This window comes from Actinorugispora endophytica (genome assembly GCF_004363075.1).
In the GTDB taxonomy this organism is placed as follows: domain Bacteria; phylum Actinomycetota; class Actinomycetes; order Streptosporangiales; family Streptosporangiaceae; genus Actinorugispora; species Actinorugispora endophytica.
Map to the genome: position 1 here is coordinate 125,429 of NZ_SNYN01000010.1, position 23,993 is coordinate 149,421.

Sequence of the window (23,993 nt, forward strand, 5' to 3'; positions counted from 1 at the left end):
GTTTCCGCGGTACTCCCGCCTCTGCCGCGCCTCCGATCCGCGGAAGCCTCCGGGTCGGGCCTCGATCGGCCCCCGCCGTCCTGACACGGTGGAGGCCGCTGGTTCGGGCCGGCCCCTCCCCCTCCGGGGGGAGGGGCCCTCGCGCCTCCCCTCCCCGGGGGGAGGCGTCGTCGGGGTCCGGTTCGCGATGCTCGGTACGAGACCTTCCGAGGACGACCTCCCGCCGCGGGCGCGGGGCCCGGAGGGTGAGGGAGCCGGGCATGAGAGAGGCGACGGTAACCGGGGAGGCCGCCCGGAGCGGTCGGCCGGCGGGCGCGGACGGATGGGTTCGGTGGACGCCGTGGGCCGCTGTGGCCTGGTCGCTGCTGTACGCGGTGCTGGGCGGCTACTGGGCGGTGAGCGGGCGCGGGTTCCCCTACGCCCCCGCGTTCGTCCCGGAGGCGGGCGGTCCCGTGGCCGCCCAGTTCGGCACCGGACCCGCCTGGGCGGCCGTGGCCGCGCTCGGACTGCCCGCCGCCGCGCTGGGGGCGGTGCTGCTGTACGGGCCCCGGACGGCGCGCCCGCTCCTGCTGGGCGCGGGCTCCCTGGTCTCGGGAGCCCTTCTGCTGCTGATGACCGACGCCAACCTGCTCGCCATGGTCGGCTACCTGCCGTACGCGACCGTGGGCCTGGTCACGGGTTCGGAGCTGGGCGCGCTGTACCTGTCGAAGCTGGCGTGGCCGCTGCCTCACCAGCTGCTGTGCCTGGTCGGCGGGCTCCTGTGGTGCGCGGCGGCCGCGTCCTACGCCCTGCGGACGGCGGGGCCCGACGCGCGGACCGCCGGGTGGACGAGCCCGGCGGGCGCGGCGCGCTGGGGACGGTACGCCGTCCTCGCCTCGCTGGTGGTCCCGGTCTTCTACGCCACCACCCGCATCGCCTGGGCGCTGGGGTTCCCCCTGGGGATCACCGAGGAGTTCCTGCGTCTCGGCCAGGAGGCCGGACTCTGGACCTCCGGCCTGTTCCTGGCGCTCTTCGCCCTGGCCGGGGCGGTGCTCACGCTCGGGTTGACACAGCGTTGGGGCGAGGTGTTCCCGCGCTGGATGATCGGCCTGGCGGGGCGGCGGGTGCCGGTCTCCCTGGCGGTGGTCCCGGCCTCGGCGGTGTCGGCGCTGCTGGTCATGAGCGGGCTGTCCATATGGTCGGGCTTCGCCTCGGAAGCGGGGGTGGGGCAGCAGACCGTCACGCTCCTCGGGGCCCTGCCCACCCTGCTGCTTCCGCTGTGGGGGACGGCGCTGGCCGCGGCGACGCTCGGCTACGTCCTGCGCAGGCGCGGGGCCTGACCCCGGTCCGGCACCGGGCGCCGTCCGGCCGGGCCGCGGGAGCCGCGGGTCAGGACGGGGAACCGCGCCCTTCGGCCGGAACCGCCACGTCCGCGTGGACGACCGCGCCGTTCTGGCTCGCGGTCCAGGGGACGGGCTCGCCGAAGTAGTTCGCCCAGGACTGCGCCCACGCGGCGATCGGGTCGAACCGGGAGGCGCCGGTCTCGTCCAGCTCGGTGACGCCCTCGAGGGGCCGGTCCGGGAGGGACAGCCGGACGTGGAACTGCCGGTGGAACGCTGGCTCCATGCCAGGAGGGTAGCAAGGGCCAGGCCGCCCCGGAGGCCGCGCCGGGGAGCCCCTGGACGCAACAGCGGGGCCGCCCCTCGAAGGGGCGGCCCCGCCGGGAACCGCCGACGGTCAGTTCACGCCGACCAGGTCGACCACGAAGACGAGCGTCTCGTTCGGCTTGATCGCTCCGCCCGCTCCGCGCGCTCCGTAACCCAGGTGCGGCGGGATGACCAGCTTGCGGCGGCCGCCCACCCGCATGCCGAGCACTCCCTGGTCCCAGCCGGCGATGACCCGGCCCGCCCCCAGCGGGAAGCGCAGGGGCTCGCCGCGGTTCCAGGAGGCGTCGAACTCCTCACCGGTGGAGTGGGCGACGCCCACGTAGTGCACGCTGACCGTGGAGCCGTGCGCGGCCTGCGCGCCGTCGCCGACGGTGATGTCGGTGACCTCCAGCTCGGTGGGCGGCGGGCCGTCGATGTAGTCGATCTCGGGACGCTCAAGCGCCATGGGTCAAACCCCTCGTCGAGGATGTGAACGAACTCTTCAGCGTAGCGGGGGCCGCGCCGTGTTCTCCGCACATCCCTGCGCCCTGGTGTCAGGCATGGCCGTTGGCGGCACGGACCTGGCTCGGGAGGGTGAACAGGTCGTAGAGCAGGCCGAAGCCGAGGAAGCCCAGCGTGAAGATGTAGGCGATGCCCAGGCCGGTCTTCCCCAGGTAGAACTTGTGGATTCCCAGGGCCCCGAGGAAGAACCACAAGACGTAGGCGACGCCGACGCTCTTGCCGTTCGCGGGGGATTGCTGCTGCATGTCTCTCCGTCTTGTCGTCAGACCCGCGACCGAGTCCGGTCGCGGTTGGCTTTCGAGACTGTCCACAAGCCATGGCACGAACGGGCCTCGGAACAGAGCCGATCGGGTATCGATCGACCGGTTTGGGAACCCCCGCCCCTCACGGCCGCGCGGCGGCCGGCCCCGTGCCGGTCGAGGCGACCACGACACGCGCCCCGCCCCCGACGGTCACCGCGCCGTCGGCCGCGGCGACGAAGACGGACTCGCCCCGCTCCAGGACGATTCCCTGGCCGCGGTCGGTCTCCAGCCGCGCGGCGCCGTCCAGCACCAGGACGATCCTGGGCGCGTCACCGGGGATCCTGGTCGGGGCCGCTCCCGGTTCGACCACCGACAGCGCGAAGTCGGCGACGCCCGGCTCGTAGACGCTGCGCCCGAGGTCCGCCCGTGGACGGCTGTAGGGGATCGGCAGCACGGCGAATTCCACGGCGGCGAGCAGCTCGGCCGGGTCCACGTGCTTGGCGGTCAGTCCGGCGCGCAGCACGTTGTCGGAGCCCGCCATGACCTCCACGGCCAGTCCCCGCAGGTAGGCGTGCACGTTTCCGGCGGGCAGGAACAGCGCCTCCCCCGGGCGCAGCGTGATCCGGTTCAGCAGCAGCGCCGCGATTGCCCCGGGATCCCCCGGGTAGCGGTCCGCCAGTTCGACCACCGTCGCCGCGTGCGGGCCGGGTCCGTCTCCCGCCGCCGCGCGCCGGGCGAACTCGTCGACCAGCGCGCCGACTGCACGGGGGCGGTCTTGGTGGGGCAGTGTGAGGAGCCGGGTCATCGCCGTCCGCAGCGCGGTGTTCTCGTCGGGGCCGGCCAGGTCCGCGCGCAGCGCCCGGGCCAGGGGCGAGGTGAACCCGGCCAGTTCGGCGCGGGCCGAGTCCGGCGGGCGGAACCCGCACAGCGCCTCGAAGGGCTCCAGGGCGAGCACGAGCTCGGGTTTGTGGTGGGGGTCCCGGTAGTTTCGCTCGGGGGCGTCGACGGGGATTCCCCCGGCCTCCTCCAGCGCGAAGCCCGCACGGGCGCGCGCCTCTCCCGGGTGAGCCTGGAGGGACAGCGGAGCCTCGACGGCCAGGACCTTGAGCAGGAACGGAAGGCGTTCGCCGAAGCGGGTGACCGCGCTCTCTCCCAGGGCTTCCTTGGGGTCGGCCGCGATCAGGTCGCCGAGGGTGCGGCGCCCGTCCTCGGTGACGACCTCGCTGGGCGCGCCCGGGTGCGCGCCCAGCCACAACTCGGCCTGGGGTCGGCCGTCCGACGGCTCGCCCAGCAGGCGGGGGATGGCGGTACGCGACCCCCACTCGTAGGGGCGCACCCGGTTGACCAGTCTTCGCATCCGCTCCGTGCCTCCGCTCCGCGCCCCTCGGCTCTGGACCACCCCAGTGTCGCCGTTCTCCCTCCGGGTGTCAGCAGCGGTTCCCCCCGCGGGCGGGGTGGTGGGGACACCACCCCGCGGGGTCCTCCACGCCGACGTGCCGACCGGGGCCGTGGCCCACGCCTGGTACGCGGTGTGCTCGAACGGGGGCCGAAGCGCGTCGCGATCACACAGGCGAACAGACATTCCCATCGATTCCCACTAATGGTGTTACTATTTCGGCGGCACCATCAGAGCACCTGGCCGCACCCTGCGGACCCCACGCTCCTCATCCGCGAAACGCCGTGCGAAAGGCCGAAATGGAAGCGATCGAACCCGCATACGGAACCGTGCCACTCCTGCTGATCGCGCTCTGCGCGGTCGGCCTGCTGCTCTTCCTGATCATGAAGCTGAGGCTGCACGCCTTCGTCGCCCTGGTCCTGGTCAGCGTCCTCACCGCGCTGGCCACCCTGCCCCTGGACCAGGTGATGACGACGCTCACCGGCGGGTTCGGCGGCACGCTGGCCAGTGTCGCCCTGCTGGTCGGCCTGGGCGTGATGATCGGACGCCTGCTGGAGGTGACCGGCGGGGCGGCCGTTCTGGCCAACACCCTCGTCCGGCGTTTCGGCAAGAGGCACGCCCCGCTGGCGCTGGGCGTCGCCTGCCTGCTGTTCGGATTCCCGATCTTCTTCGACGCCGGCCTGGTCGTCATGCTGCCGATCATCTTCAGCGTCGCCCGCCGGATCGGCGGATCGGTGCTCCTCTACGCGCTCCCCGCCGCGGGCGCCTTCGCGGTCATGCACGCGTTCGTGCCGCCGCACCCCGGTCCGGTGGCGGCCGCCGACCTGATCGGCGCGAACATGGGCCTGACCCTGCTGGTCGGCCTGGTCCTGGCCATCCCCACCTGGTACATCGCCTCCTACCTGTTCTCCCGCTACGCGGGGCGGCGCTGGGTACTGCCGGTTCCCGACGACCTCACCTCCGGCGACGACTCCGCCGACGGGCGCCCGCCGCACTTCGCGACCGTCCTGCTGATCCTGCTGCTTCCGCTGCTGCTGATCTTCGCCAACACCGGCACCGGCACCCTCGTCACCTCGGGCGTCCTGGACGAGGGCAACATCGTCGTCCAGGCCCTGCTGCTGCTCGGCCAGACCCCGGTGGCGCTGCTGGTCACCACGCTGGTGGCCATGGTGGTGCTGAGCCGCGGCCGGCTCCACCGCCAGCAGGTCGAGGCGGTCGTCGACGGCGCGCTCGGCCCGGTCTGCTCCATCATCCTGATCACCGGGGCGGGCGGCATGTTCGGCGGGGTGCTGCGCGCCAGCGGCATCGGCACCGCGCTGGCCGACAGCCTGGAGTCGATCGGCCTGCCGGTCATCGTCGCGGCGTTCGTCATCGCCACCTGCCTGCGGGTGGCGCAGGGCTCGGCGACGGTGGCGCTGACCACCACCGCGAGCCTGATCGGCCCCGCGGTCGCCAACACCCCGGGGCTGTCCACGATCGACCTGTCGCTGGTCGTCATCGCCATCGCGTGCGGTTCCACCGTGCTCTCGCACGTCAACGACTCGGGTTTCTGGCTGGTCGGACGCTTCCTGAAGATGGACGTCAAGACCACGCTGAAGACCTGGACCGTGATGGAGACCCTGATCGGCGTCGTCGGCTTCGCCCTGGCCTTCGCGTTCAGCCTGGTGCTGTAGCGGGAGGCCCCGACCGGACCGGCGGGCCGCGGAACGGCGCTCAGCGCGCGTTCCGGGGCCCGTCGACTCGGGACAGCGCCTCGACGACCTCGTCGACGATGGCGCGCATGGCGGCCTCCGCCACCTTGGGGAGGCCGTCGTACACGGCCTGGGCCACGTGGGTGTGCAGGCGCAGCGCGTCGGCGCGGGGGTGGTGCGGCATGAGGTGGTAGGCGGTCCGCCCGGCCAGCACCTCGGCCACCACGCCGGACAGCCCCGCGAACATCTCGTTGCCCGAGAGTCGGAGGATCAGCCGGTGGAACTCGATGTCCAGCTCCAGGAACGTCTCCAGGTCCCCCGCCCCGCCCGCGGCGAGCATCTCGTCGTTGATGGCGAGCAGCCTCCCGCGCTTCTCTGCGGAGGCCCAACGGGCCGCCGCGGCCGCGGCGGGGGGCTCCACCGCGGCGCGCAGCTCGGTGAGCGACCGCAACTGGTCGGTGCGCCCCGGCCCGGCCAGCCTCCAGCGGATGAGCTGCGGGTCGAAGACGCTCCACTCCTCCACCGGACGCACGCGCACACCGGTGCGCGGACGGCTGAGCACCAGTCGCATGGACTCCAGCACCCGGACCGCCTCGCGGGCGACCGTCCGCGACACCCCGTAATCGCGCTCCAGCCGCTCCAGCGTGAACACGTGGCCGGGGGCGAACTCCCCCGTCGCGATCGCCGGCCCGAGGGCCGCCAGCACCCGGTTGTGCAGAGTGCGGTGATCGGCGTCGGTCATCGGGCTCCCTCGTACTCGGTCGAGGCGCGAGACTAGCGCATGGTATTGGTAATACTATTCAAGAAGGAGCCTGTTCAATGCACTTCGTCTTCATGGGTGTGTCCGGCAGCGGCAAGAGCACCGCGGCGCTGGGCGCCGTCAAGCGCCTGGGCCTGCCCTTCGCGGAGGCCGACGCCTTCCACCCCGAGGCCAACATCGCCAAGATGGCGGCCGGGACACCGCTGGACGACGCGGACCGGCGCCCGTGGCTGGAGTCGCTCGCGGAGTGGATCGGCGAGCGCGAGCGCGCCGGCGAGTCCTCGGTCATGGCCTGCTCCGCGCTCAAGCGCTCCTATCGCGACATCCTGCGCGGCGGCGCCCCCGGTGTCTTCTTCATCCACCTGCACGGCTCGACCGACCTGATCGCCGAGCGGCTGCGCGCCCGGTCCGACCACTTCATGCCGTCCAGCCTGCTGAACTCCCAGGCCTCGACCCTGGAACCGCTGGGGCCCGACGAGGAGGGCGTCGTCCTCGACATCGCGCACACCCCCGATGAGCTGGTCGAGGAGTCCGCGCGGGCCATCACGTCCGCGCTGGGGCGCTCCGGCCGCTGACCCGCCGCCCGGGTCCTCCCCATGTCACGCGGACGCCCCTGGCGCGGGAAGGCGGGCGGACCGGCGTGGCGGCCGAGGACGTCCACCGCGCCGCGCCTCCCTCGGGAGCCGTGACGCCGGCGCTCCGCAGTCCCCGGTTGTGGAGCGCCGGCGTCACGGCCCTCGAAGGGGGTCCCGTGTCGGGGGCCCGGGGGCGCACCCGTTCCGCCCCCCGGGGAGCGGCCCCCGTCGCACACGGCCCCGCCACCGGCCTCAGGACGACCGCGGCCGCCGCAGCCCCCGAATGAGCAGTTCCACCAGTCGGCGGGGGTCGTAGCGGGGATCGTCGTCACGACCGACGCAGAGGTTGCCGATACCGCGCATCAGTTCGTAGGCCCGGGTACCGGGCCCGATCTCACCGGCGTCGACCGCGGCGTCGAGCAGCTGCGCGCAGACGGGCACCAGGCGGTCGAGGAAGTAGGCGTGCAGCGCGTCGAAACCGCTGCCGTCCGACTGCAGCGCGTTGGCGAGTCCGTGCTTCGTGACCAGGAAATCGACGAAGAGGTCGACCCACTGGCGAAGGGCCGCGAGCGGGGATTCGGCGTCGGCCAGCAGCTTCGGGCCGGCCTCGGCGCAGGCCTCCACCTGGTGGCGGTAGACGGCGACGACGAGGTCCGCCCGAGTCGGGAAGTGGCGGTAGATCGTTCCCACCCCGACGCCCGCCCTGGCCGCGATCTCGCGGATCGGGGCGTCGACCCCGGAGGTGACGAACACCGCGGCGGCGGCGGCGAGCAGCGTCTGCTCGTTGCGCAGCGCGTCGGCCCGCTTGCGTCGGGCCGGCATCTCCCCGGAGCGCTCTGTAGTGGGCACCACACTCCCCTTCCAACGCGGTTGACAAAACGGAACACTGCTCCGTATATTAACCGGAACATCGATCCGTTTTAATTCTAACCGAAGCCGCCCCCTCCCGACCGCCCCGCCCGCCGCCGGCCCGACGAGGCCGCGGCAGAGGCCATCGAATGGACGCACACACCATGAGCGAACCACCCCGCACGGCCGACGCCTTCGGCCCGCCCGCCCCCGTCCTCTCGGTCTCCCCGGTGACGCTGCCGTCCCCCGGCCGGGCCGTGGACCTGGAGGTACGGGTGTCCGCGCCCGTGACCGGGAGCGACCTGCCGATCATCCTCCTCTCCCACGGCCAGGGCTACTCGAACAACCTCTCCTCGCTGAACGGCTACGCCCCCCTCGCCGGCTTCTGGGCCGCGCACGGCTTCGTCGTGATCCAGCCCACCCATCTGAGCTCGAAGACGCTGAGCCTGGACACCGGTGACCCCGAGGCGCCCATGTACTGGCGGTCGCGGGCCGAGGACATGAGTCGGATCCTCGACCGGCTCGACGCGGTCGAGGCCGCCGTCCCGCAGCTCTCCGGACGCCTGGACCGAGGCCGGGTCGCCGTGGCCGGGCACTCGATGGGCGGGCACACCGCGGGCCTGCTGCTGGGCGCCCGGCTCACCGATCCGCACGACGGAACGGAGGTGAACCTGGCCGATCCCCGGATCAGGGCGGGCGTGCTGCTCGCCGCGCCCGGCAGAGGCGGCGACGCCCTCACCGGGTTCGCGGCCGAGAACTACTCCTTCTTCCTGACCAACGACTTCTCCGAGATGACGGCGCCCGCGCTCGTGGTCGCCGGAGACAAGGACGCCTCCACCCATCTGACGGTCCGGGGCCCGGACTGGCACGCCGACCCGTACGTCCTCTCCCCCGGCCCCAAGTCCCTGCTCACCCTGTTCGACGCGGAGCACGGGCTCGGCGGGATCTCCGGATACGACGTCGCCGAGACCACGGACGAGAACCCCGAGCGGGTCGCCTCGGTCCAGCGGCTCACCTGGGCCTACCTGCGCAGCGAGCTCTACCCCGGGGACCCCGCCTGGCAGACGGCGTGTGACGCGCTGACGGCCGGCCCCGACCCGCTCGGGCGCGTCGAGTCCAAGTAGGGAGCCTCCGACCCGGGGGTGATTCGGCATGCCGGTGCTTCGGTGGCCTTTCGGCCTCCTGTCACGCGGATCGCGGGGTCACGGCGGGCGGCGACGGCGGGTGGGGGTCGGGGCCGCGTCCACGGTGTCCGTTTCGCGTGGTTTCCGTTGGTGATCTTGCTGTTTTCCCCCTGAAACCAAGGATTCCGTGGGAAAAACAGCAAGACCACCGGACATTCGAGGGCCGGTTCCGCCCCCACTCGGAATGATCTTGGGCTTTCTGCCCTTCCCGGCCCCGAAACGGGCAGAAAGCCCACAACCGTCAACGGAACCCTCACGCGACGGACATCATGGGCGCGGCCTCGGAGCCCGGTCAGGTGCCGCGCCGGCACGCGTCGGCCTGCTCGATGAGGCGCTCGGTCACCGCCCGGACCACCTCGGGTTCGGGAAGCGGGAGCCCCGCGATGGAGTCGAGGTAGAGGCCGTCGCCGACCAGACGGACGGTCTCGGCCAGCACCGGGTCGCCGATCTCCTCGCGCAGCAGGGCCGACCACCGCGCGAACAGGTCCCCGATGGTCTCGCGCGCCTCCTCCGACACCTCCTCCCTGCCGCGCAGCGCGGCGATCACGGACCAGTACAGCGCCGCCTCCTCCGAGGAGCCGGGCAGAGAGGTGCGCAGGAAGGCCCGGACCACGCCGCCCTCGGTGGCCACCGCCTCCCGGAACTCCTCCTCGGCGCGCTCGGCCAGCCGGCGGACCAGGCCGGTCATCATGGCCTCCTTGGACGGGAAGTGGTAGAGCAGGCCGCCCTTGGAGACGCCTGCCTCGCTCGCGACGGCCTCCAGGGTCACGGCCGCGCTTCCCTGTCCGATCAGGATCTCCTGGAGCGCGTCGAGGATGCGGTCACGGGTCGTTGAGGAACTCACGATTGACACTGTACCGTCCGGACTGTACTGTACCGTCCGGACGGTTAAGAAAATGGCCACCTGACGGCCAGAATCATCCGGTGACCGGATCCGTTCCCTCCACACGTCCTGATCGAGAAGGCCAGGGAAACCATGAGCTCCACCGTCGCCCGCCCGACCCCGCACGGCGGCCACGCCAAGGCCGGGCCGCGCGCCTGGGCGGCACTGGCGGTACTGACGCTGCCCGTACTGCTGATCTCCGTCGACATGACCGTCCTCGGCTTCGCGGTGCCCTTCCTGAGCGAGGAGCTGAGGCCCTCCAGCTCCCAGCTGCTGTGGATCATCGACATCTACTCGTTCGTGCTGGCCGGGCTGCTCGTCACGATGGGCACGCTCGGCGACCGCGTCGGACGGCGCAGGCTGCTCATGGTCGGCTCGGCCGGTTTCGGCGTCGCCTCGCTGGTCGCGGCCTACGCGTCCAGCGCCGAGGTCCTGATCGCCGCGCGCGCCCTGCTCGGCCTGGCCGGGGCGACCCTGATGCCGTCCACGCTGTCGCTGATCCGCAACATCTTTCTCGACCCGCGCCAGCGGCTGATCGCGATCGCCGCGTGGGGCACGATGTTCTCCGGCGGCGCCGCGCTCGGTCCGATCCTGGGCGGCTGGCTGCTGGAGCACTTCCACTGGGGCTCGGTCTTCCTGATCAACCTGCCGGTCATGGCGCTGATCCTGGTGCTGACCCCGTTCCTGGTCCCCGAGTCCCGCGACCCCGCGCCCGGCCGCTACGACCTTCCCAGCGCCGCGCTGTCGCTGGTGGCCGTCCTGCCGGTCGTCTACGGGGTGAAGCAGCTCGCCTCCGGCGAGGGGACCGCGGCGACCGCCGTGTGGATCGCGGCCGGCCTGCTCCTGGGCTGGGCGTTCGTGCGACGCCAACTGCGCCTGGACTCCCCCATGCTCGACATGCGGCTGTTCACGATCCGCACCTTCAGCGTCGGCGTGGCCACCAACCTCATGGTGGTGTTCGCGATGGTGTCCTCGCTGTTCTTCCTCACCCAGTACGTGCAGCTGGTCCTGGGGATCGGCCCGCTCCGGGCCGGCCTCCTCCTACTGCCGGGACTCGGCCTCACCATGGCCGGGCACTTCGTGGCGGTCTCCCTGGCCCGCCGCCTCTCCCTGGGCACCATGATCGCGCTGGGGCTCTCCCTGACCGCGCTCGGCTTCCTGGTCCTGACCAGGCTGCCTCTGGAGGACGGCGCGGTCTGGGTCGCGGCCGGCTTCGCCCTCATCGGCACGGGGGTGGGCGTCGCGGAGACCCTGACCAACGACGCGATCATGACCGCGGCTCCCCCCGAACGGGCGGGCTCCGCCTCGGCGGTGTCGGAGACCGCCTACGAGCTGGGCGGCGCACTGGGGATCGCCGTACTCGGCAGTGTGCTGACCGCCGTGTACCGGCTGGAGCTGGCCGTCGTCCCGGACGTCGACCCGGCCGCCGCGGCCGCCGCCCGCGAGACCCTCGGCGGCGCGGCCACGGTCTCCCGGGAACTGGGCGGGACCGCCGGGGAGGCCCTCATGGCGGCGGCCCGCACGGCCTTCACCGACGGCGTCCACGTCACCAGCCTGCTCGGCGCGGCGATCGTGGTCTACGCCGCGGTCCAGGCGGGCGTCCTGCTGCGCGGCAGCGGGCCGCACGTCGCGGAGGAGGACGCCCCCAAGGCGCCCTGACCCCGCTCCCCCGGCGGCCGCCGGCTCAACCCGGCAGCCAGAGCAGCTCCGCCTCGGGCCCCCGCCACCCCGGCGGCAGCACCGCCAGGGCGTCGGCCAGGGCCGCTCCGCGCAGCGCGGCGGGGCGGTCGTGGCCCACGGGGACCACCCGGTCCCCCTCCACCCGCACCGCGACCAGCCGGGTGTCCCGCTCGTGCGCGCTGACGTGGCCGGTGAGCAGGCCCTCCACCAGACGGCCCGGGTCGCGGTCCGGGCGGCCGGTCATCCCGCGCAGAAGCGGCAGCAGCAGGGTGAGGACCGCCACCAGCGCGGCGTTGGGATTCCCGGGCAGCCCCACGACCACCGGTCCCGGCTCCTGCTCCGTACCCAGGAACGCGAGCAGCTGCGGATGCCCCGGACGACAGCGAACCCCGTCCACCAGGACCGAGGCCCCCAGCTCTGCCAGGGCCCCGCGCAGGTGGTCCGCGGGGCCCGCCGAGGACGCCCCGCACACCACCACGACCGAGGCGTCCGCGGCGTCGGCCAGCGCCGAGACCATCGTTTCGAAGCCGTCGCGCACGTTCCGAGCCCCGGCGAGCACCCCGCCGCCCGAGGCGACCAGGCCCGCCAGCATGGGACCGATGGCGTCGCGCACCGCGCCGGGCGCGGGCACGCCCGCGCTGATCAGCTCGTCGCCGCTGACGACGGCACGCACCCGCGGGCGGTGCACCGGCAGGTCGTCGTGGGCCAGGCTCGCGGCCAGGCCGAGCACGGCGGGGGTGACGACGGTACCCGCGGGCAGCACCCTCGACCCCGCAGCGGTCTCCTCCCCCTTGCGCCGAACGTGGCGGCCGGGCTCCACCGCCCCGCGCAGCACGTCCCCGTCCCGCTCGGCCCACTCGTACGGCAGCACCGAACCGGCGCCCTCCGGCACGCGCGCGCCGGTGGCGATCTCCACGGCCTGGCCCGGCGCCAGTTCGATCTCGTGCGGGCGCCCGGCGAGGACGCGTCCGCGAACGGTCCACGGCCCCCGGCCCGCGACCGCGTAGCCGTCCATGGCCGCGGCGTCGTAGGAGGGCGCGGCGACCCGGGCCCGCAGGTCCTCGGCGAGCACCCCGCCCGCGGCCGCGGCCAGCGGCTCCCGCAGCCGCGCCCCCGGGCCGCACCTCCGCCCGATGTCGCGGGCCGCGGCCCGGGCCTCCGCCCAGGACAGGGGCGGACGCCCGTCCTGGGTCGTCCCGCCCGATCTGTCGATGTCCCCGTGTACTCGCACGTCTCCCTTATATCCCCTTCCCTGCCGACGGCCCCCTCCCCGTCCGGATTCCGGGCGCGCCCGGCCGCCACGCGCGCCCGTGGTGTCGCATTCGATTTGCCGTCTCGGCAGATTCCGCTACAGTTCTTAATGCAGGACGGCACGGACCCCGGTGACAACCGGATCGGCGCCGGACCGCACGCGGACGTGGCTCAGCTGGTAGAGCATCACCTTGCCAAGGTGAGGGTCGCGGGTTCGAATCCCGTCGTCCGCTCGGAGATAAACGATGCGGGGTGACACCCACATCGTTTGCCTTATCCGGTGGAGTGGCCGAGAGGCGAGGCAGCGGCCTGCAAAGCCGTCCACACGGGTTCAAATCCCGTCTCCACCTCCGAGTCCCCTGTACTCGGGCGATTAGCTCAGTGGGAGAGCGCTACCTTGACACGGTAGAGGTCACTGGTTCAATCCCAGTATCGCCCACCGGTAACACCTTCGAAGCGGGTTCCTCCGGGAGCCCGCTTTCGCTTTCCCTGTGACGCTTCTCTCCGGGCCGCGACTCCGCGGCGATGGGCCCTCCCGATCCTGAACCGCAGGGGGCCTCGACACCTCCCCGCTGCCTCCTTTCGGACGTGCCGGGCACACGGCACCCCGGAAGCACTGTTTCCTGGCGCCGAGAACCCGGGTGGACGTCGACCCGGCCTCGGTCCGGGAGCACGGCGAAGCCGGTCCCCGGCAGCCGACCCGCGCCGGGGAACACCGCCGACGGGCCGCCACGGCGAGACCCGGGGCGGTCGGCCGCGCGCCTGCCGGGCCGGTAGCGGATCGATGGCGACCGCATCGACTCCCCGGGCGGTCCCGGCTCCCGGGCCTTCGGGGAGTTCCACGGCGACGAGCGCCACCACGTCGGCCACGTCATGAAGCCCGGCGGAAAACCGTCTTCCCGACCGCCGCCCCCGGCGGGAAGGACGGGGCTCCGCCGGGGGCGGGGCCCCGCCGCCGGCCTCGCGACCGCCCCTGGCCGGTTCCCGCCGGAACCGGCCGGGGCGCGGACCGTTCCTCTCGGACCCGGCGGTCCCGCCACCGCCCGGGAGACAGGCGGCCCTGCGTCCCGTCCGCTCCGACGGCGCGGGCGCCGGGGCCCACCGGTGGAGGCGGACAGCACGTGCCCGCGTGATGCGGCGACCTCGTCGCGCAGGGTCCCAGCGGCTCTCCGGTCCGGCCCCGGAAAGCGAGCACCGCGCCACGAACCCGCCGAAACCACGCCAACACCCGAACCGGCGCCTTTGCGGCACGAAGAAATCAATTCACCGGTCCGGGCGCTTTCAAAGGGTTGAGCGGACATTTTCGACATCCTTCCGAAGCGTCCACCCTCCGGACCTCCTTTCGTTAGGATGGCCGTCGAAATCACTGGTTTTTGTCGTTTGTGTCGTCAGCTGGCTTTTCGGGCTGCAGGAACCTTTTCTTCCCTCTTCACCGCACCGGGAGATCCCACCAGGATGCGCAAAATCCTTATCGTCGGGGCGGGCCAGTCCGGCCTGCACCTGGCCCACGGCCTGCTGACGAACGGCTACGACGTCACGCTGGTCACCAGCCAGACCTCGATCGAGATCCGCACGGGACGGCCCTCGATCTCCCAGCTGACGATGCCGACCGTGCTGGAGTACGAGCGCGAGCTCCACCTCGACTTCTGGAGCGCGATCGCCCCCCACATGGACAGGTTCAAGGTCCACCTCTACCCCCCGCAGGCGCCGGCCATGTCCCTCCAGGGCGAGGTCGACGGGTACATGCTGTCGGTCGACCGCAGGGTCAAGATGGCCGACTGGCTCGAGTACTTCGAGGACCGCGGCGGCAAGGTCATCATCCACGGCGTCACGCTCACGGACCTCGACTACTTCTCCCGGATGTTCGACCTGATCGTCGTCGCGGTGGGCGGCGGGGAGCTGGGGGCGCTGTTCGACCAGGACCGCTCCCGCCCCCACGGCGCCCGCCGGCGCATGGTCGCGCAGTCCCACGTCTTCGACGTCGCGCCCGACCCCGACGCCGGAGACCAGGTCGGCTGGGTGGCCTCCACCGCCGAAGCGGGCAACATCCTCCTGCTCCCGGTCCTCACCGCCGACGGGCCGTGCCACTCCCTGATGATCCTCGACGACGTCGGCGGCCCGATGGACAGCTGGCAGGACAAGCCCACCCCGGAGGAGCAGCTGCGCCGGATGAAGGAGCTGCTGCGCAAGCACACCCCCGAGTACTACGAGCGGTGCGCGAACGCGGAACTGGCCGACGAGCACCGGCTGATCGAGGAGATCCGGCTGCAGGTGCGCAACCCGGTGGGGGTCCTCCCCTCGGGCGGCCTGGTGCTGGGGATCGCCGACGTCGTGGTCACGTCGGACCCCTTCTCCGGGCAGAGCTGGAACAACTCCACCCGGTGCGCCAAGAGCTACCTGGAGAGCATCACCGCGCACGGGGACCGCCCCTTCGACCGCGCCTTCCTGACCGCCACGTTCGAGAGGTTCTGGGAGTACGGCCGGATCGCCGAGCAGTGGTCCCACACGATCTCCACCATGTGGGACCAGGCGCTGCCCCCGCACCTGGAGGCGGTCATCGGGGCCGCGATGAAGTACCCGGAGGTCGCCGACCGCTGGGTACAGGGCTGGGACTACCCGCCGGACTACCAGAAGTGGCTTCTCGACCCGGAGCTGGCGCACGAGTACCTGGCCGAAATCGCGGCGACGCGGAACCAGTGACCGCCGGTCCCGAGGGCCGACTCCCCAGCCCATGGCCCGGCCGCTCCCCACAGAGCGGCCGGGCCATACGCGTGTGACGCGTGGGCCCGGTCCGTGACCGCCGGACCGAAAGGGGGGAAGTCGTGTCCGAAAAAGAAGCGGTCATTGCGACGTACGGGGGCCGGAGTTACGCTTAACCAAACTTTCGCCTCAATAAGCGACAACTGCCGTCAAAAATGATGCGCGCCATTTCCCCGAACCCACGCTCCATAACTCGAATCCCCCGTACGCGACAAACAAGGCCACACTTCTGAATCCCCACCAGATGTGCCACGCAGCAGAAGCAGCCCACCGCCCGGGTCCTTCGACGCATCCGACCGGACCGCGAATGTCGGACGCCCCCGCCTCCGTTCCGCACCGGAGGGGAAGGCCGGCCCGGCCCGCCGCGCGCACGCGGCGGGAAACGGGCCCCTCGTCCGCGTGAGCATCGGCACGGTCCACCCCACCGGCGGACTCGCATCGCACGCTCCCACCGCCCGGCCCCCGCTCCGCCCCCGCGAGAGGGCCGCTCCCCTCTCCCTCGAGGAGCGGTCCCGCCCCTCCCCCGGGGGCACCCGCGCCGGAGTCCGCACGCCACGGTCCCGGCGTCCCGCCCCAGCAGGTCCGCGGCTCCCCACGGCAGTGACAACGAAAGACGTGAGAACGCTATGTCCAGTGGCTCGTCCTCCGCGGCTCCCCCGACCGCCGACCAGGGCGCGGCGCCCGCCCCGGCCCCGGTGTGGCGCGGGTCCCGGGCGACCGCCGTGCCGCTCCCCCTGTCCGCGGGTGACCCCGGCGCGCTGCGCGAACGGGCCGGGCAACTGCGCGCCTTCTTCCTGGCACGGCCGGATGTCGACCCCTCGGACACGGGCGGCCCCCTCGCCTCAGCCGCGACCGCCGAGCACCGCGCGGTCGTGCTCGGCGCGGACCGGGACGAGGCCGTGCGGGGGCTCGCCGCCCTGGCCGAGGGGCGCGACGACCCCGCCCTGGTCCGGGGCCGGGCCGCCCCGGCCCGGGTCGTGTTCGTCTTCCCCGGTCAGGGGCCGCAGTGGGCGGGCATGGCGGTGGAGCTGCTGGACTCCTCTCCCCTGTTCGCCGCCCGCCTGCGCGAGTGCGGGCAGGCACTGGACCGCCACGTGGACTGGTCCCTTGACGAGGTGCTGCGGGGCGCTCCCGGCGCTCCCGCTCTGGAGCGCGCCGACGTCGTCCAGCCGGCGCTGTTCGCGGTGATGGTGGCGCTGGCGGAGCTGTGGCGGGCGCACGGGGTGGAGCCGGACGCGGTGCTCGGGCACAGTCTCGGCGAGATCGCCGCCGCGCACGTGGCCGGCGCGCTGTCCCTGGACGACGCCGCCCGGGTGGTGTCGACGTGGAGCCGGGCGCAGGCGACCCTCGCCGGGCGCGGCGACATGGCGATGGTGCCGCTCTCCGTGGACGAGCTCCGGCCCCGTCTGGCCGGGTTCGGCGACCGTGTCGCGGTCGCGGGGGTGAACGGCCCCCGATCGACCGCGATCTCCGGCGACTCCGACGCGGTCGCCGAGGTGCTGGCCGGGCTGGCCGCCGACGGCGTGGCCGCGCGCCTGATCCCGGTCGGGCTCGCCGCGCACTCCCCGCACATCACCGCCCTGCGCGGCCGCCTGATGGCGGGGCTCGCCCCGATCCGGCCGCGCACGCCGGTGACTCCCATGTACTCCAGCGTGACCGAGGGCTGGCTGGACGACGCGCCGGACCCCGCGTACTGGTACCGCAACCTGCGCGGAACCGTCCGGTTCGAGTCGGCGACGCGCGGGCTGCTGGACTCGGGGCACCGGATCTTCGTCGAGGTCAGCCCGCATCCGGTGCTGGCCGTGGGCGTGCAGGGGACGATCGACGCCGCGCGGACCGGGCCGGACGGCGCCTGCGTCCTGGGCACGCTCCGCAGCGGAGCGGGCGGCATGCCGCAGTTCCTGGCCTCCCTCGCCGAGGCGCACGTGCGCGGGGTCGAGGCGGACTGGGGGGTGGTGTCCGCCGCGCGCGGCACCCGCCCGGTGGTACCGCCGGCCTTCGCCCCGGCCCCCGTGGACCGGGCCGCCGCGCCCCGCGGACCGGCGCCGAGCCTGCGCGACCGGCTCGCCGGGGCGGACGACCGCGAGCGGGAACGGGAGCTGCTCGACCTGGTGCTCGCGCAGACGGGCCTGGTCCTGGGGTCGTCGGGCCACGGCGCGGTCGAGCCCGGCCTCGGCTTCCAGCAGGCGGGACTGGACTCGCTCGGCGCGGTGCGGCTGCGGAACCGGCTCGCCGAGGCCGCGGGCCTCGCGCTGCCCGCGACCCTCGTCTTCGACCACCCCACCCCGGCGACGGTGGCCCGCCACCTCCGCGCCGAGCTCTTCGGACCGCGCTCCGGGACCGGCGAGGGGCCCTCCCCCGTGCCGACGGCGGCCGACGAGCCGATCGCGATCGTGGCCGCCGGGTGCCGCTTCCCCGGCGGCGTGCGCTCCCCCGAGGACCTGTGGGAACTCCTCACACAGGGGCGCGACGCGGTGTCCGGCTTCCCCACCGACCGCGGCTGGGACCTCGGGGAGCACCACGACCCCGACCGCGCGGGCGGCGTCGCCGTCCGGGAAGGCGGATTCCTGCACGACGCGGCCGGGTTCGACGCGGCCTTCTTCGGGATCGGTCCGCGCGAGGCGCTCCTTATGGACCCGCAGCAGCGGCTGCTGCTGGAAACGTCCTGGGAGGCGTTCGAACGCGCCGGGATCGACCCCGGGTCGCTGCGCGGCAGCCCGACCGGCGTGTTCGTCGGCGCGATGACGCAGGACTACGGCCCCCGCATGCACGAGGCCGGCGAGGAGGCCGGGGGCTACGTCCTGACCGGGAACGCGGCCGGCGTCGCCTCCGGGCGGCTGGCGTACGCCTTCGGTCTGGAGGGGCCGACGGTCACCGTGGACACCGCGTGCTCGTCGTCCCTGGTGGCGCTGCACCTGGCCGGGCAGGCGCTGCGCGCGGGCGAGTGCTCCCTGGCGCTGGCCGGGGGCGTGACGGTCATGGCCACGCCCGGAATGATCATGGAGTTCAGCCGTAAGCGCGCCCTGTCCCCCGACGGCCGGTGCCGGGCCTTCGCCGCCGGCTCCGAGGGCTTCGGCCTGGCCGAGGGCGCGGGAGTCCTGGTCCTGGAACGGCTCTCGGACGCGCGGCGCAACGGACACCCGGTGCTGGCGCTCATCCGCGGCAGCGCCGTCAACCAGGACGGCGCCTCCAACGGGCTCACCGCCCCCAACGGCACCGCCCAGCAGCGCGTCATCCGCCGGGCGCTCGCGAACGCCGGCCTCGGCCCCGCCGACGTGGACGCCGTCGAGGCGCACGGGACCGGAACACCCCTGGGCGACCCCGTCGAGGCCAACGCCCTCATCGCGGTGTACGGGGGGCGAGAACGCGCCCACCCCCTGCGGCTCGGATCGCTCAAGTCCAACATCGGACACACCCAGGCCGCCTCGGGCGTGGCCGGCGTCATCAAGACCGTCATGGCGCTGCGTCACGGCGTCCTGCCCGAGAGCCTGCACATCGGCGCGCCGAACCCGCGCGTGGACTGGGGCTCGGGGTCCGTCGAACTCCTCACCGAGGCGGCCCCCTGGCCCGACACCGGACGCCCCCGCCGCGCCGGGGTGTCCTCCTTCGGCGTCAGCGGCACCAACGCGCACGTCCTCGTCGAGCAGGCCGAACCGCCGGCCGCCCGGTCCGGTCCGGACGGCGCGGCGGTCGCCGCGACAGGGTCCTCGTCCCCGCTCCTGCCCTGGGTGCTGTCGGCGAGGAGCGAGGCCGCGCTGCGCGGGCAGGCCGCGCGGCTGCGCGCGCGCCTCGACGAGGCCGACGGGGCGGCCCCGGCCGACGTCGGCTTCTCCCTGGCCACCGGCCGCGCCGCGTTCGACCACCGGGCGGTGGTCCTCGCCGCCGACCGGTCCGGCTTCCTGCGCGGCCTGGACGCGCTCGCCGAGGGCCGTCCCGATCCCGGCGTGGTGCGGGGCTCCTCCGGTCGGGCCCCGGCCAGAACGGTGTTCGTCTTCCCCGGCCAGGGGTCCCAGTGGGCGGGCATGGCGCTGGACCTGCTCGCCTCCGCGCCGGTGTTCGCGGAGCGGATGGCCGAGTGCGAGCGGGCGCTCTCCCCGCACGTGGACTGGTCGCTGTCGGACGTCGTGCGCGGCGCGCCGGGCGCTCCGCCGTTGGAACGGGTGGACGTGGTCCAACCCGCGCTGTTCGCGGTGATGGTGTCGCTCGCGCGGCTGTGGGAGTCTCGCGGTGTGCGGCCCGACGCGGTCGTGGGGCACTCCCAGGGCGAGATCGCCGCAGCGTGCGTGGCGGGGGCGCTCTCACTGGACGACGCGGCGCGGGTCGCGGCGCTGCGGAGCCGGACCCTGCTGGCGCTGGCCGGCCACGGCGGGATGGTGTCGGTGGCGCTGCCCGAGGCGCGGGTCGCCGAGCGGCTGCCGCTCTTCGGCGGCCGGGTGTGCGTCGCGGCCGTCAACGGCCCCCGCTCCACGGTGGTCGCCGGGCCCGGCGACGCCCTGGACGCGCTGGCGCTGGAGTGGGCGGAGCTCGGCGTGACCCACCGCCGGATCCCGGTCGACTACGCCTCGCACTCCCCCGACGTGGAGGTGGTCCGCGCGGACCTCGAGGCCGCGCTGAAGGGGATCTCCCCCCGCGCGGCGGACGTTCCGTTCTACTCCTCCGTGACCGGAGGGGTCATCGACACCAGGGAGCTCGACCCGTCGTACTGGTACCGGAACCTGCGCCTTCCCGTCAGGTTCGGCCGGGCCGCCCGCGCGCTGGTGGAGTCCGGCCACACGGTCTTCGTCGAGGTGAGCGCGCATCCGGTGCTGCTCCAGAGCGTCCAGGACACGCTGGACGACGCGGGGGCCGACGGGGCCGCGGTCCTGGGGTCGCTGCGCCGCGGCGACGGCGGCCCGGAGCGGTTCCTCACCTCTCTGGCCGAGGCGCACGTCCACGGCGCGGAGGTGGACTGGACGACCGTCCTTCCCCCCGCCGAGCGGGTCGACCTGCCCACCTACGCCTTCCAGCACCAGCGGTACTGGATCCGGCCGCGGCCCGGCGGCGCCCCTGCGGCCCACCCGCTGCTGGAGTCGTCGGTGCCGCTGGCGCACAGCGGGGGGCGGGTGTTCACCGGCCGCCTCTCGGGGCGGGGCTGGCTCGCCGACCACGCGGTGGGCGGTGCCGCCGTGGTGCCCGGCGCGGCCTTCGCGGAGATGGCCCTGCACGCCGGCGGCCGGGTCGGCTGCGGCGCGGTGGCGGAGCTGACCCTGCACGCGCCGCTCGTGCTGCCCGAGCGCGGCGGCGTCGCGGTGCAGCTGGCGGTGGAGGGGCCCGGACCGGACGGAGGTCGCTCCTTCACCGTGCACTCCCGGGCCGGAGCGGATCCCGACGGCGCCGACGCGCCCTGGGTCCGGCACGCCGACGGCCTGCTGGCCGTCGCGGGCGCGGCTCCGCCGGACGATGCCGGGGCCTGGCCTCCCCCGGGCTCGGTCCCGGTCGACCTGGACGGGTTCTACGCCGGCCTGGAGCGGCGGGGGTACGGCTACGGCCCGGCCTTCCGGGGGCTGACCGCCGCGTGGCGGCGCGGCGGCGAGGTCTTCGCGGAGGCGGCGCGCCCTGAGGCGGGCGGGACCGCCGGTTACGGCATCCACCCCGCGCTGCTGGACGCCGCCCTGCACACGGTGCTCGTCGACGAGGACGGGGCGGCCGCCCCGGGGGTCCGCCTGCCGTTCGCCTGGCGTGGGGTGCGGCTGCACGCCTCGGGTGCGGACGCCCTGCGCGTGCGGCTGACGCCCACCGGCGCGGGCGTGTTCTCGGTGCGGTTGAACGATGCGCGCGGCGCGCCCGTGGCCACGGTGGACAGCCTGGCCATGCGGACGCTCCCCGGGGGCGCGGTGGCCGCGCCGGGTGACGGCGGCGCGGACCTGTACGCCCTGGAGTGGGTCGGCGCGCCCCCGGGCTCGGCGCGTCCCGCCGTCAGGTGGGCCCTGGTCGGCGCGCGCGCCGACGGTTCCGGCGGCCCGCTGGACGCGGCGCTGCTCGCGGCCGCCCGGGAGGCGGGCGCGGCGCGGTACGCGGACCTGGCGGCGCTGCGCTCGGCCGTGGCCGCGGGGGCTCCCGTGCCCGGAACCGTCCTGACGCCCGTTCCGGGACGCTCCTCGGCTCCGTCAGGACTCGCCGACGCCGTCCGGGAGACGACGCTGCGCGCGCTCGCGCTGGTCCGGGACTGGCTCGCCGACGACGCCCCGGCGCCGGGCAGGCTCGTGGTCGTGACGCGCGGCGCGGTGGCGGCGCGGCCCGGCGAGGACGTCGCAGACCTGGCCGCGGCCCCGGTCTGGGGGTTGCTCAGGTCGGCGCGGACCGAGCACCCGGACCGGTTCGCGCTGGTCGACCTCGACGGCTCGGACGACTCGGCGGACGCGCTCCCCTCGGCGGTCGCGGGCACGGCGGGGGGCGAGGCGCAACTGGCCGTGCGCGGCGGCGCGGTCCTGGCCCCCCGTCTCGCGCGGGCCCCCGGCGGGCCGGCGGTCCCGGCCGCCGGGATCGACCCGGACGGGACCGTGCTGGTCACCGGCGGCACCGGCACGCTGGGCCGTCTCCTGGCCCGGCACCTGGTCGCGGCGCACGGGGTGCGCCGCCTGCTGCTGGTCGGCCGCGGCGGGGCGTCGTCCCCCGGGGCCGCCGCGCTGCGGGAGGAGCTGGCCGGGCAGGGCGCCGAGGCCGTGCCGGTCTCCTGCGACGCGGCCGACGCCGACGCGCTCGCCGCGCTGCTCGCCTCGATCCCCGACGAGCATCCGTTGACCGCCGTGGTGCACGCGGCGGGCACGCTCGACGACGCGGCCGTCTCGGCCCTGACCGAGGAAAAGGTCGACCGGGTGCTGCGTCCGAAGGCCGCGGCCGCGCTGAACCTGCACGCGCTGACCGCCGACCGCAGGCTCGCGGCGTTCGTGCTGTTCTCCTCCGTCTCGGGGGTCCTGGGCGGCGCGGGGCAGGGGAACTACGCGGCGGCCAACGCGTTCCTGGACGCGCTGGCCCACCACCGCCGGTTCCGGGGGCTGCCCGCGACCTCGCTGGCCTGGGGGCTGTGGGCCGAGGCCAGCGCGATGACCGGCCACCTGTCGGAGGCGGACCGGGCCCGGTTGGGCCGCACCGGTCTGGCGCCCATGGACTCGGCGGCCGGGCTCGCCCTGTTCGACGCGGCGTTGCGCGACGACCGGCCCGTCCTGGTCCCGGCCCGGCTGGACCTGCGGGGCCTCGGCGGCCCCGACGCGCCGGTGCCCCCGGTCCTGCGCTCGCTGGCGCGCGGCCCGGTCCGGCGCGCGGCCGGCGAATCCGCCGGCACTGGTCCGGACCTCGCCCGGCGGCTGGCGCCGCTGTCCCCGTCGGAGCGGGAGCACTCGGTTCTGGACCTGGTCCGGTCGCACGCCGCGGCCGTCCTGGGGCACGCGTCCCCCGACGCGGTCCATCCCGCGCGCCCGTTCACCGAGATCGGGTTCGACTCGCTCACGGCGGTGGAGCTGCGCAACCGGCTCAACGCCGCGACCGGGTTGCGCCTGCCCTCGACGCTGCTGTTCGACCATCCGGAGCCGGCCGCCGCGGCGCGGCTGGTCCTGGGGGAGCTGTTCCCCGGAGAAGGCGCCGGAGGCGACGCGGCCGCGCGGGAGGAGAGCACGGCGGCCGCGATCGACGCGATGGACGTGGACGACCTGATCAACCTGGCGATGGACCCCGACGGCGGTCCCCCGGTCATCGACCTCGGAGACTGAGATGGGCACGGACAACAGCAGACTCGTCGAGGCTCTGCGGTCGTCTCTCAAGGAGAACGAGCGGCTCAGGCGGGAGAACCGGGAGTCCGCCGAGCGCGCGGCCGAACCGGTGGCGGTCGTGGGGATGGCGTGCCGCTACCCGGGCGGCGTGGCGTGCCCCGAGGACCTGTGGCGGCTGGTCGAAGGCGGGGTCGACGCGGTCTCGGGGTTCCCGGCCGACCGCGACTGGGACCTGGACGGGCTGTACGACCCCGACCCCGACGCCCCCGGCACCAGCTACGTGCGCGAGGGCGGGTTCCTGCGCGGGGCGGCCGACTTCGACGCCGCCTTCTTCGGGATCGGCCCCCGCGAGGCCCTGGCCATGGACCCCCAGCAGCGGCTGCTGCTGGAGACCTCCTGGGAGGCCCTCGAACACGCCCGCATCGCCCCCACCTCGCTGCGCGGCAGCCCGACCGGCGTGTTCTCCGGGGTGATGTACCACGACTACGCCTCGCGGCTGGCCCGGCCGCCCGCCGGACTCGGCGGCTACCTCGTCAACGGCAACGCCGGGAGCGTGGCCACCGGCCGGGTGGCCTACACCCTGGGGCTGGAGGGGCCCGCCATCACCGTGGACACCGCGTGCTCGTCGTCCCTGGTGGCGCTGCACCTGGCGGTGCGGTCGCTGCGCTCGGGCGAGTGCCCGCTGGCGCTGGCCGGGGGCGTGGCCGTGATGGCGGTGCCGGACACGTTCGTGGAGTTCAGCCGCCAGAGGGGCCTGTCCCCCGACGGCCGCTGCAAGTCGTTCGCCGCCGCCGCCGACGGCACCGCGTGGGGCGAGGGCGTCGGCGTGC

General features: G+C 74.3%; 16 protein-coding genes and 3 tRNA genes. 11 read left to right on the forward strand and 8 right to left on the reverse strand.

The genetic code is table 11. The features are described from left to right. Positions 1-260: 260 nt before the first annotated feature. On the forward strand, positions 261-1,319 hold the full coding sequence (locus EV190_RS14280) for a hypothetical protein (protein WP_133742038.1): 1,059 nt from the start codon (positions 261-263) through the stop codon (positions 1,317-1,319). Positions 1,320-1,368: 49 nt separating this feature from the next. Here the strand turns inward: EV190_RS14280 and EV190_RS14285 are convergent, their stop codons facing one another. The 4 genes from EV190_RS14285 to manA form a co-directional block, all read right to left on the reverse strand. After that, positions 1,369-1,605, reverse strand: coding sequence for a hypothetical protein (locus EV190_RS14285; protein WP_133742039.1), 237 nt, complete (start codon positions 1,603-1,605; stop codon positions 1,369-1,371). A 111-nt stretch (positions 1,606-1,716) separates the two neighbouring features. Next, positions 1,717-2,091 carry an FKBP-type peptidyl-prolyl cis-trans isomerase gene (locus EV190_RS14290; RefSeq protein WP_133742040.1) on the reverse strand — a complete coding sequence of 125 codons (375 nt, stop codon included), beginning with the start codon at positions 2,089-2,091 and terminating at the stop codon, positions 1,717-1,719. Positions 2,092-2,179: 88 nt separating this feature from the next. Continuing rightward, a complete protein-coding gene (locus EV190_RS14295; protein WP_133742041.1) occupies positions 2,180-2,392 on the reverse strand; it encodes a TM2 domain-containing protein in 213 nt (70 codons plus the stop codon). Between the two features lie 139 nt (positions 2,393-2,531). Next, a complete protein-coding gene (gene manA, locus EV190_RS14300) occupies positions 2,532-3,746 on the reverse strand; it encodes a mannose-6-phosphate isomerase, class I (protein ID WP_133742042.1) in 1,215 nt (404 codons plus the stop codon). A 338-nt stretch (positions 3,747-4,084) separates the two neighbouring features. On the opposite strand from manA, the gene EV190_RS14305 reads away from it, so the two are divergent. Next, positions 4,085-5,458 carry a GntP family permease gene (locus EV190_RS14305; protein WP_133742043.1) on the forward strand — a complete coding sequence of 458 codons (1,374 nt, stop codon included), beginning with the start codon at positions 4,085-4,087 and terminating at the stop codon, positions 5,456-5,458. A gap of 40 nt (positions 5,459-5,498) precedes the next feature. On the opposite strand, the gene EV190_RS14310 is transcribed toward EV190_RS14305, so the two are convergent. After that, positions 5,499-6,218 carry a FadR/GntR family transcriptional regulator gene (locus EV190_RS14310; protein WP_133742044.1) on the reverse strand — a complete coding sequence of 240 codons (720 nt, stop codon included), beginning with the start codon at positions 6,216-6,218 and terminating at the stop codon, positions 5,499-5,501. 77 nt (positions 6,219-6,295) lie between these two features. Here EV190_RS14310 and EV190_RS14315 point away from each other — a divergent pair, with 77 nt between their 5' ends. After that, on the forward strand, positions 6,296-6,811 hold the full coding sequence (locus EV190_RS14315) for a gluconokinase (protein ID WP_133742045.1): 516 nt from the start codon (positions 6,296-6,298) through the stop codon (positions 6,809-6,811). A gap of 252 nt (positions 6,812-7,063) precedes the next feature. Here EV190_RS14315 and EV190_RS14320 read toward each other — a convergent pair whose 3' ends face one another. Further along, the gene (locus EV190_RS14320; RefSeq protein ID WP_133742046.1) at positions 7,064-7,660 is read right to left on the reverse strand and encodes a TetR/AcrR family transcriptional regulator; all 597 of its coding nucleotides are present in this window, start codon (positions 7,658-7,660) and stop codon (positions 7,064-7,066) included. Positions 7,661-7,824: 164 nt separating this feature from the next. On the opposite strand from EV190_RS14320, the gene EV190_RS14325 reads away from it, so the two are divergent. Next, positions 7,825-8,784 carry an alpha/beta hydrolase family protein gene (locus EV190_RS14325; RefSeq protein ID WP_133742047.1) on the forward strand — a complete coding sequence of 320 codons (960 nt, stop codon included), beginning with the start codon at positions 7,825-7,827 and terminating at the stop codon, positions 8,782-8,784. Between the two features lie 352 nt (positions 8,785-9,136). Here the strand turns inward: EV190_RS14325 and EV190_RS14330 are convergent, their stop codons facing one another. Further along, positions 9,137-9,688, reverse strand: a complete 552-nt coding sequence (locus EV190_RS14330) for a TetR/AcrR family transcriptional regulator (protein WP_133742048.1) — start codon at positions 9,686-9,688, stop codon at positions 9,137-9,139. Positions 9,689-9,820: 132 nt separating this feature from the next. On the opposite strand from EV190_RS14330, the gene EV190_RS14335 reads away from it, so the two are divergent. Next, positions 9,821-11,386: an MFS transporter gene (locus EV190_RS14335; protein ID WP_133742049.1), complete on the forward strand. Its 1,566-nt coding sequence runs from the start codon at positions 9,821-9,823 to the stop codon at positions 11,384-11,386. Positions 11,387-11,411: 25 nt separating this feature from the next. On the opposite strand, the gene EV190_RS14340 is transcribed toward EV190_RS14335, so the two are convergent. Beyond that, entirely contained in the window at positions 11,412-12,638 is a 1,227-nt protein-coding gene (locus EV190_RS14340; protein ID WP_133742050.1) for a molybdopterin molybdotransferase MoeA, read from the reverse strand. 180 nt (positions 12,639-12,818) lie between these two features. Here EV190_RS14340 and EV190_RS14345 point away from each other — a divergent pair. From EV190_RS14345 to EV190_RS14370, 6 genes are all read left to right on the forward strand, one after another. Continuing rightward, positions 12,819-12,891 (forward strand) — tRNA-Gly (locus EV190_RS14345). A 46-nt stretch (positions 12,892-12,937) separates the two neighbouring features. Beyond that, positions 12,938-13,008 (forward strand) — tRNA-Cys (locus EV190_RS14350). A gap of 17 nt (positions 13,009-13,025) precedes the next feature. Continuing rightward, positions 13,026-13,097: transfer RNA gene (locus tag EV190_RS14355), tRNA-Val, on the forward strand. 1,016 nt (positions 13,098-14,113) lie between these two features. Next, the gene (locus EV190_RS14360) at positions 14,114-15,358 is read left to right on the forward strand and encodes a styrene monooxygenase/indole monooxygenase family protein (RefSeq protein ID WP_133742051.1); all 1,245 of its coding nucleotides are present in this window, start codon (positions 14,114-14,116) and stop codon (positions 15,356-15,358) included. A 686-nt stretch (positions 15,359-16,044) separates the two neighbouring features. Further along, positions 16,045-23,163 carry a type I polyketide synthase gene (locus tag EV190_RS14365; RefSeq protein ID WP_133742052.1) on the forward strand — a complete coding sequence of 2,373 codons (7,119 nt, stop codon included), beginning with the start codon at positions 16,045-16,047 and terminating at the stop codon, positions 23,161-23,163. 1 nt (position 23,164) lies between these two features. Continuing rightward, positions 23,165-23,993, forward strand: an 829-nt coding sequence (locus EV190_RS14370) for a beta-ketoacyl synthase N-terminal-like domain-containing protein (RefSeq protein ID WP_133742053.1), incomplete at its 3' end; no start/stop codon positions are given.

Coding starts and splice junctions, on each gene's coding strand:
- EV190_RS14280 (WP_133742038.1), top strand. CDS start 261: ATGAGAGAGGCGACGGTAACCGGGGAGGCCGCCCGGAGCGGTCGGCCG.
- EV190_RS14285 (WP_133742039.1), bottom strand. CDS start 1,605: ATGGAGCCAGCGTTCCACCGGCAGTTCCACGTCCGGCTGTCCCTCCCG.
- EV190_RS14290 (WP_133742040.1), bottom strand. CDS start 2,091: ATGGCGCTTGAGCGTCCCGAGATCGACTACATCGACGGCCCGCCGCCC.
- EV190_RS14295 (WP_133742041.1), bottom strand. CDS start 2,392: ATGCAGCAGCAATCCCCCGCGAACGGCAAGAGCGTCGGCGTCGCCTAC.
- manA (WP_133742042.1), bottom strand. CDS start 3,746: ATGCGAAGACTGGTCAACCGGGTGCGCCCCTACGAGTGGGGGTCGCGT.
- EV190_RS14305 (WP_133742043.1), top strand. CDS start 4,085: ATGGAAGCGATCGAACCCGCATACGGAACCGTGCCACTCCTGCTGATC.
- EV190_RS14310 (WP_133742044.1), bottom strand. CDS start 6,218: ATGACCGACGCCGATCACCGCACTCTGCACAACCGGGTGCTGGCGGCC.
- EV190_RS14315 (WP_133742045.1), top strand. CDS start 6,296: ATGCACTTCGTCTTCATGGGTGTGTCCGGCAGCGGCAAGAGCACCGCG.
- EV190_RS14325 (WP_133742047.1), top strand. CDS start 7,825: ATGAGCGAACCACCCCGCACGGCCGACGCCTTCGGCCCGCCCGCCCCC.
- EV190_RS14335 (WP_133742049.1), top strand. CDS start 9,821: ATGAGCTCCACCGTCGCCCGCCCGACCCCGCACGGCGGCCACGCCAAG.
- EV190_RS14360 (WP_133742051.1), top strand. CDS start 14,114: ATGCGCAAAATCCTTATCGTCGGGGCGGGCCAGTCCGGCCTGCACCTG.
- EV190_RS14365 (WP_133742052.1), top strand. CDS start 16,045: ATGTCCAGTGGCTCGTCCTCCGCGGCTCCCCCGACCGCCGACCAGGGC.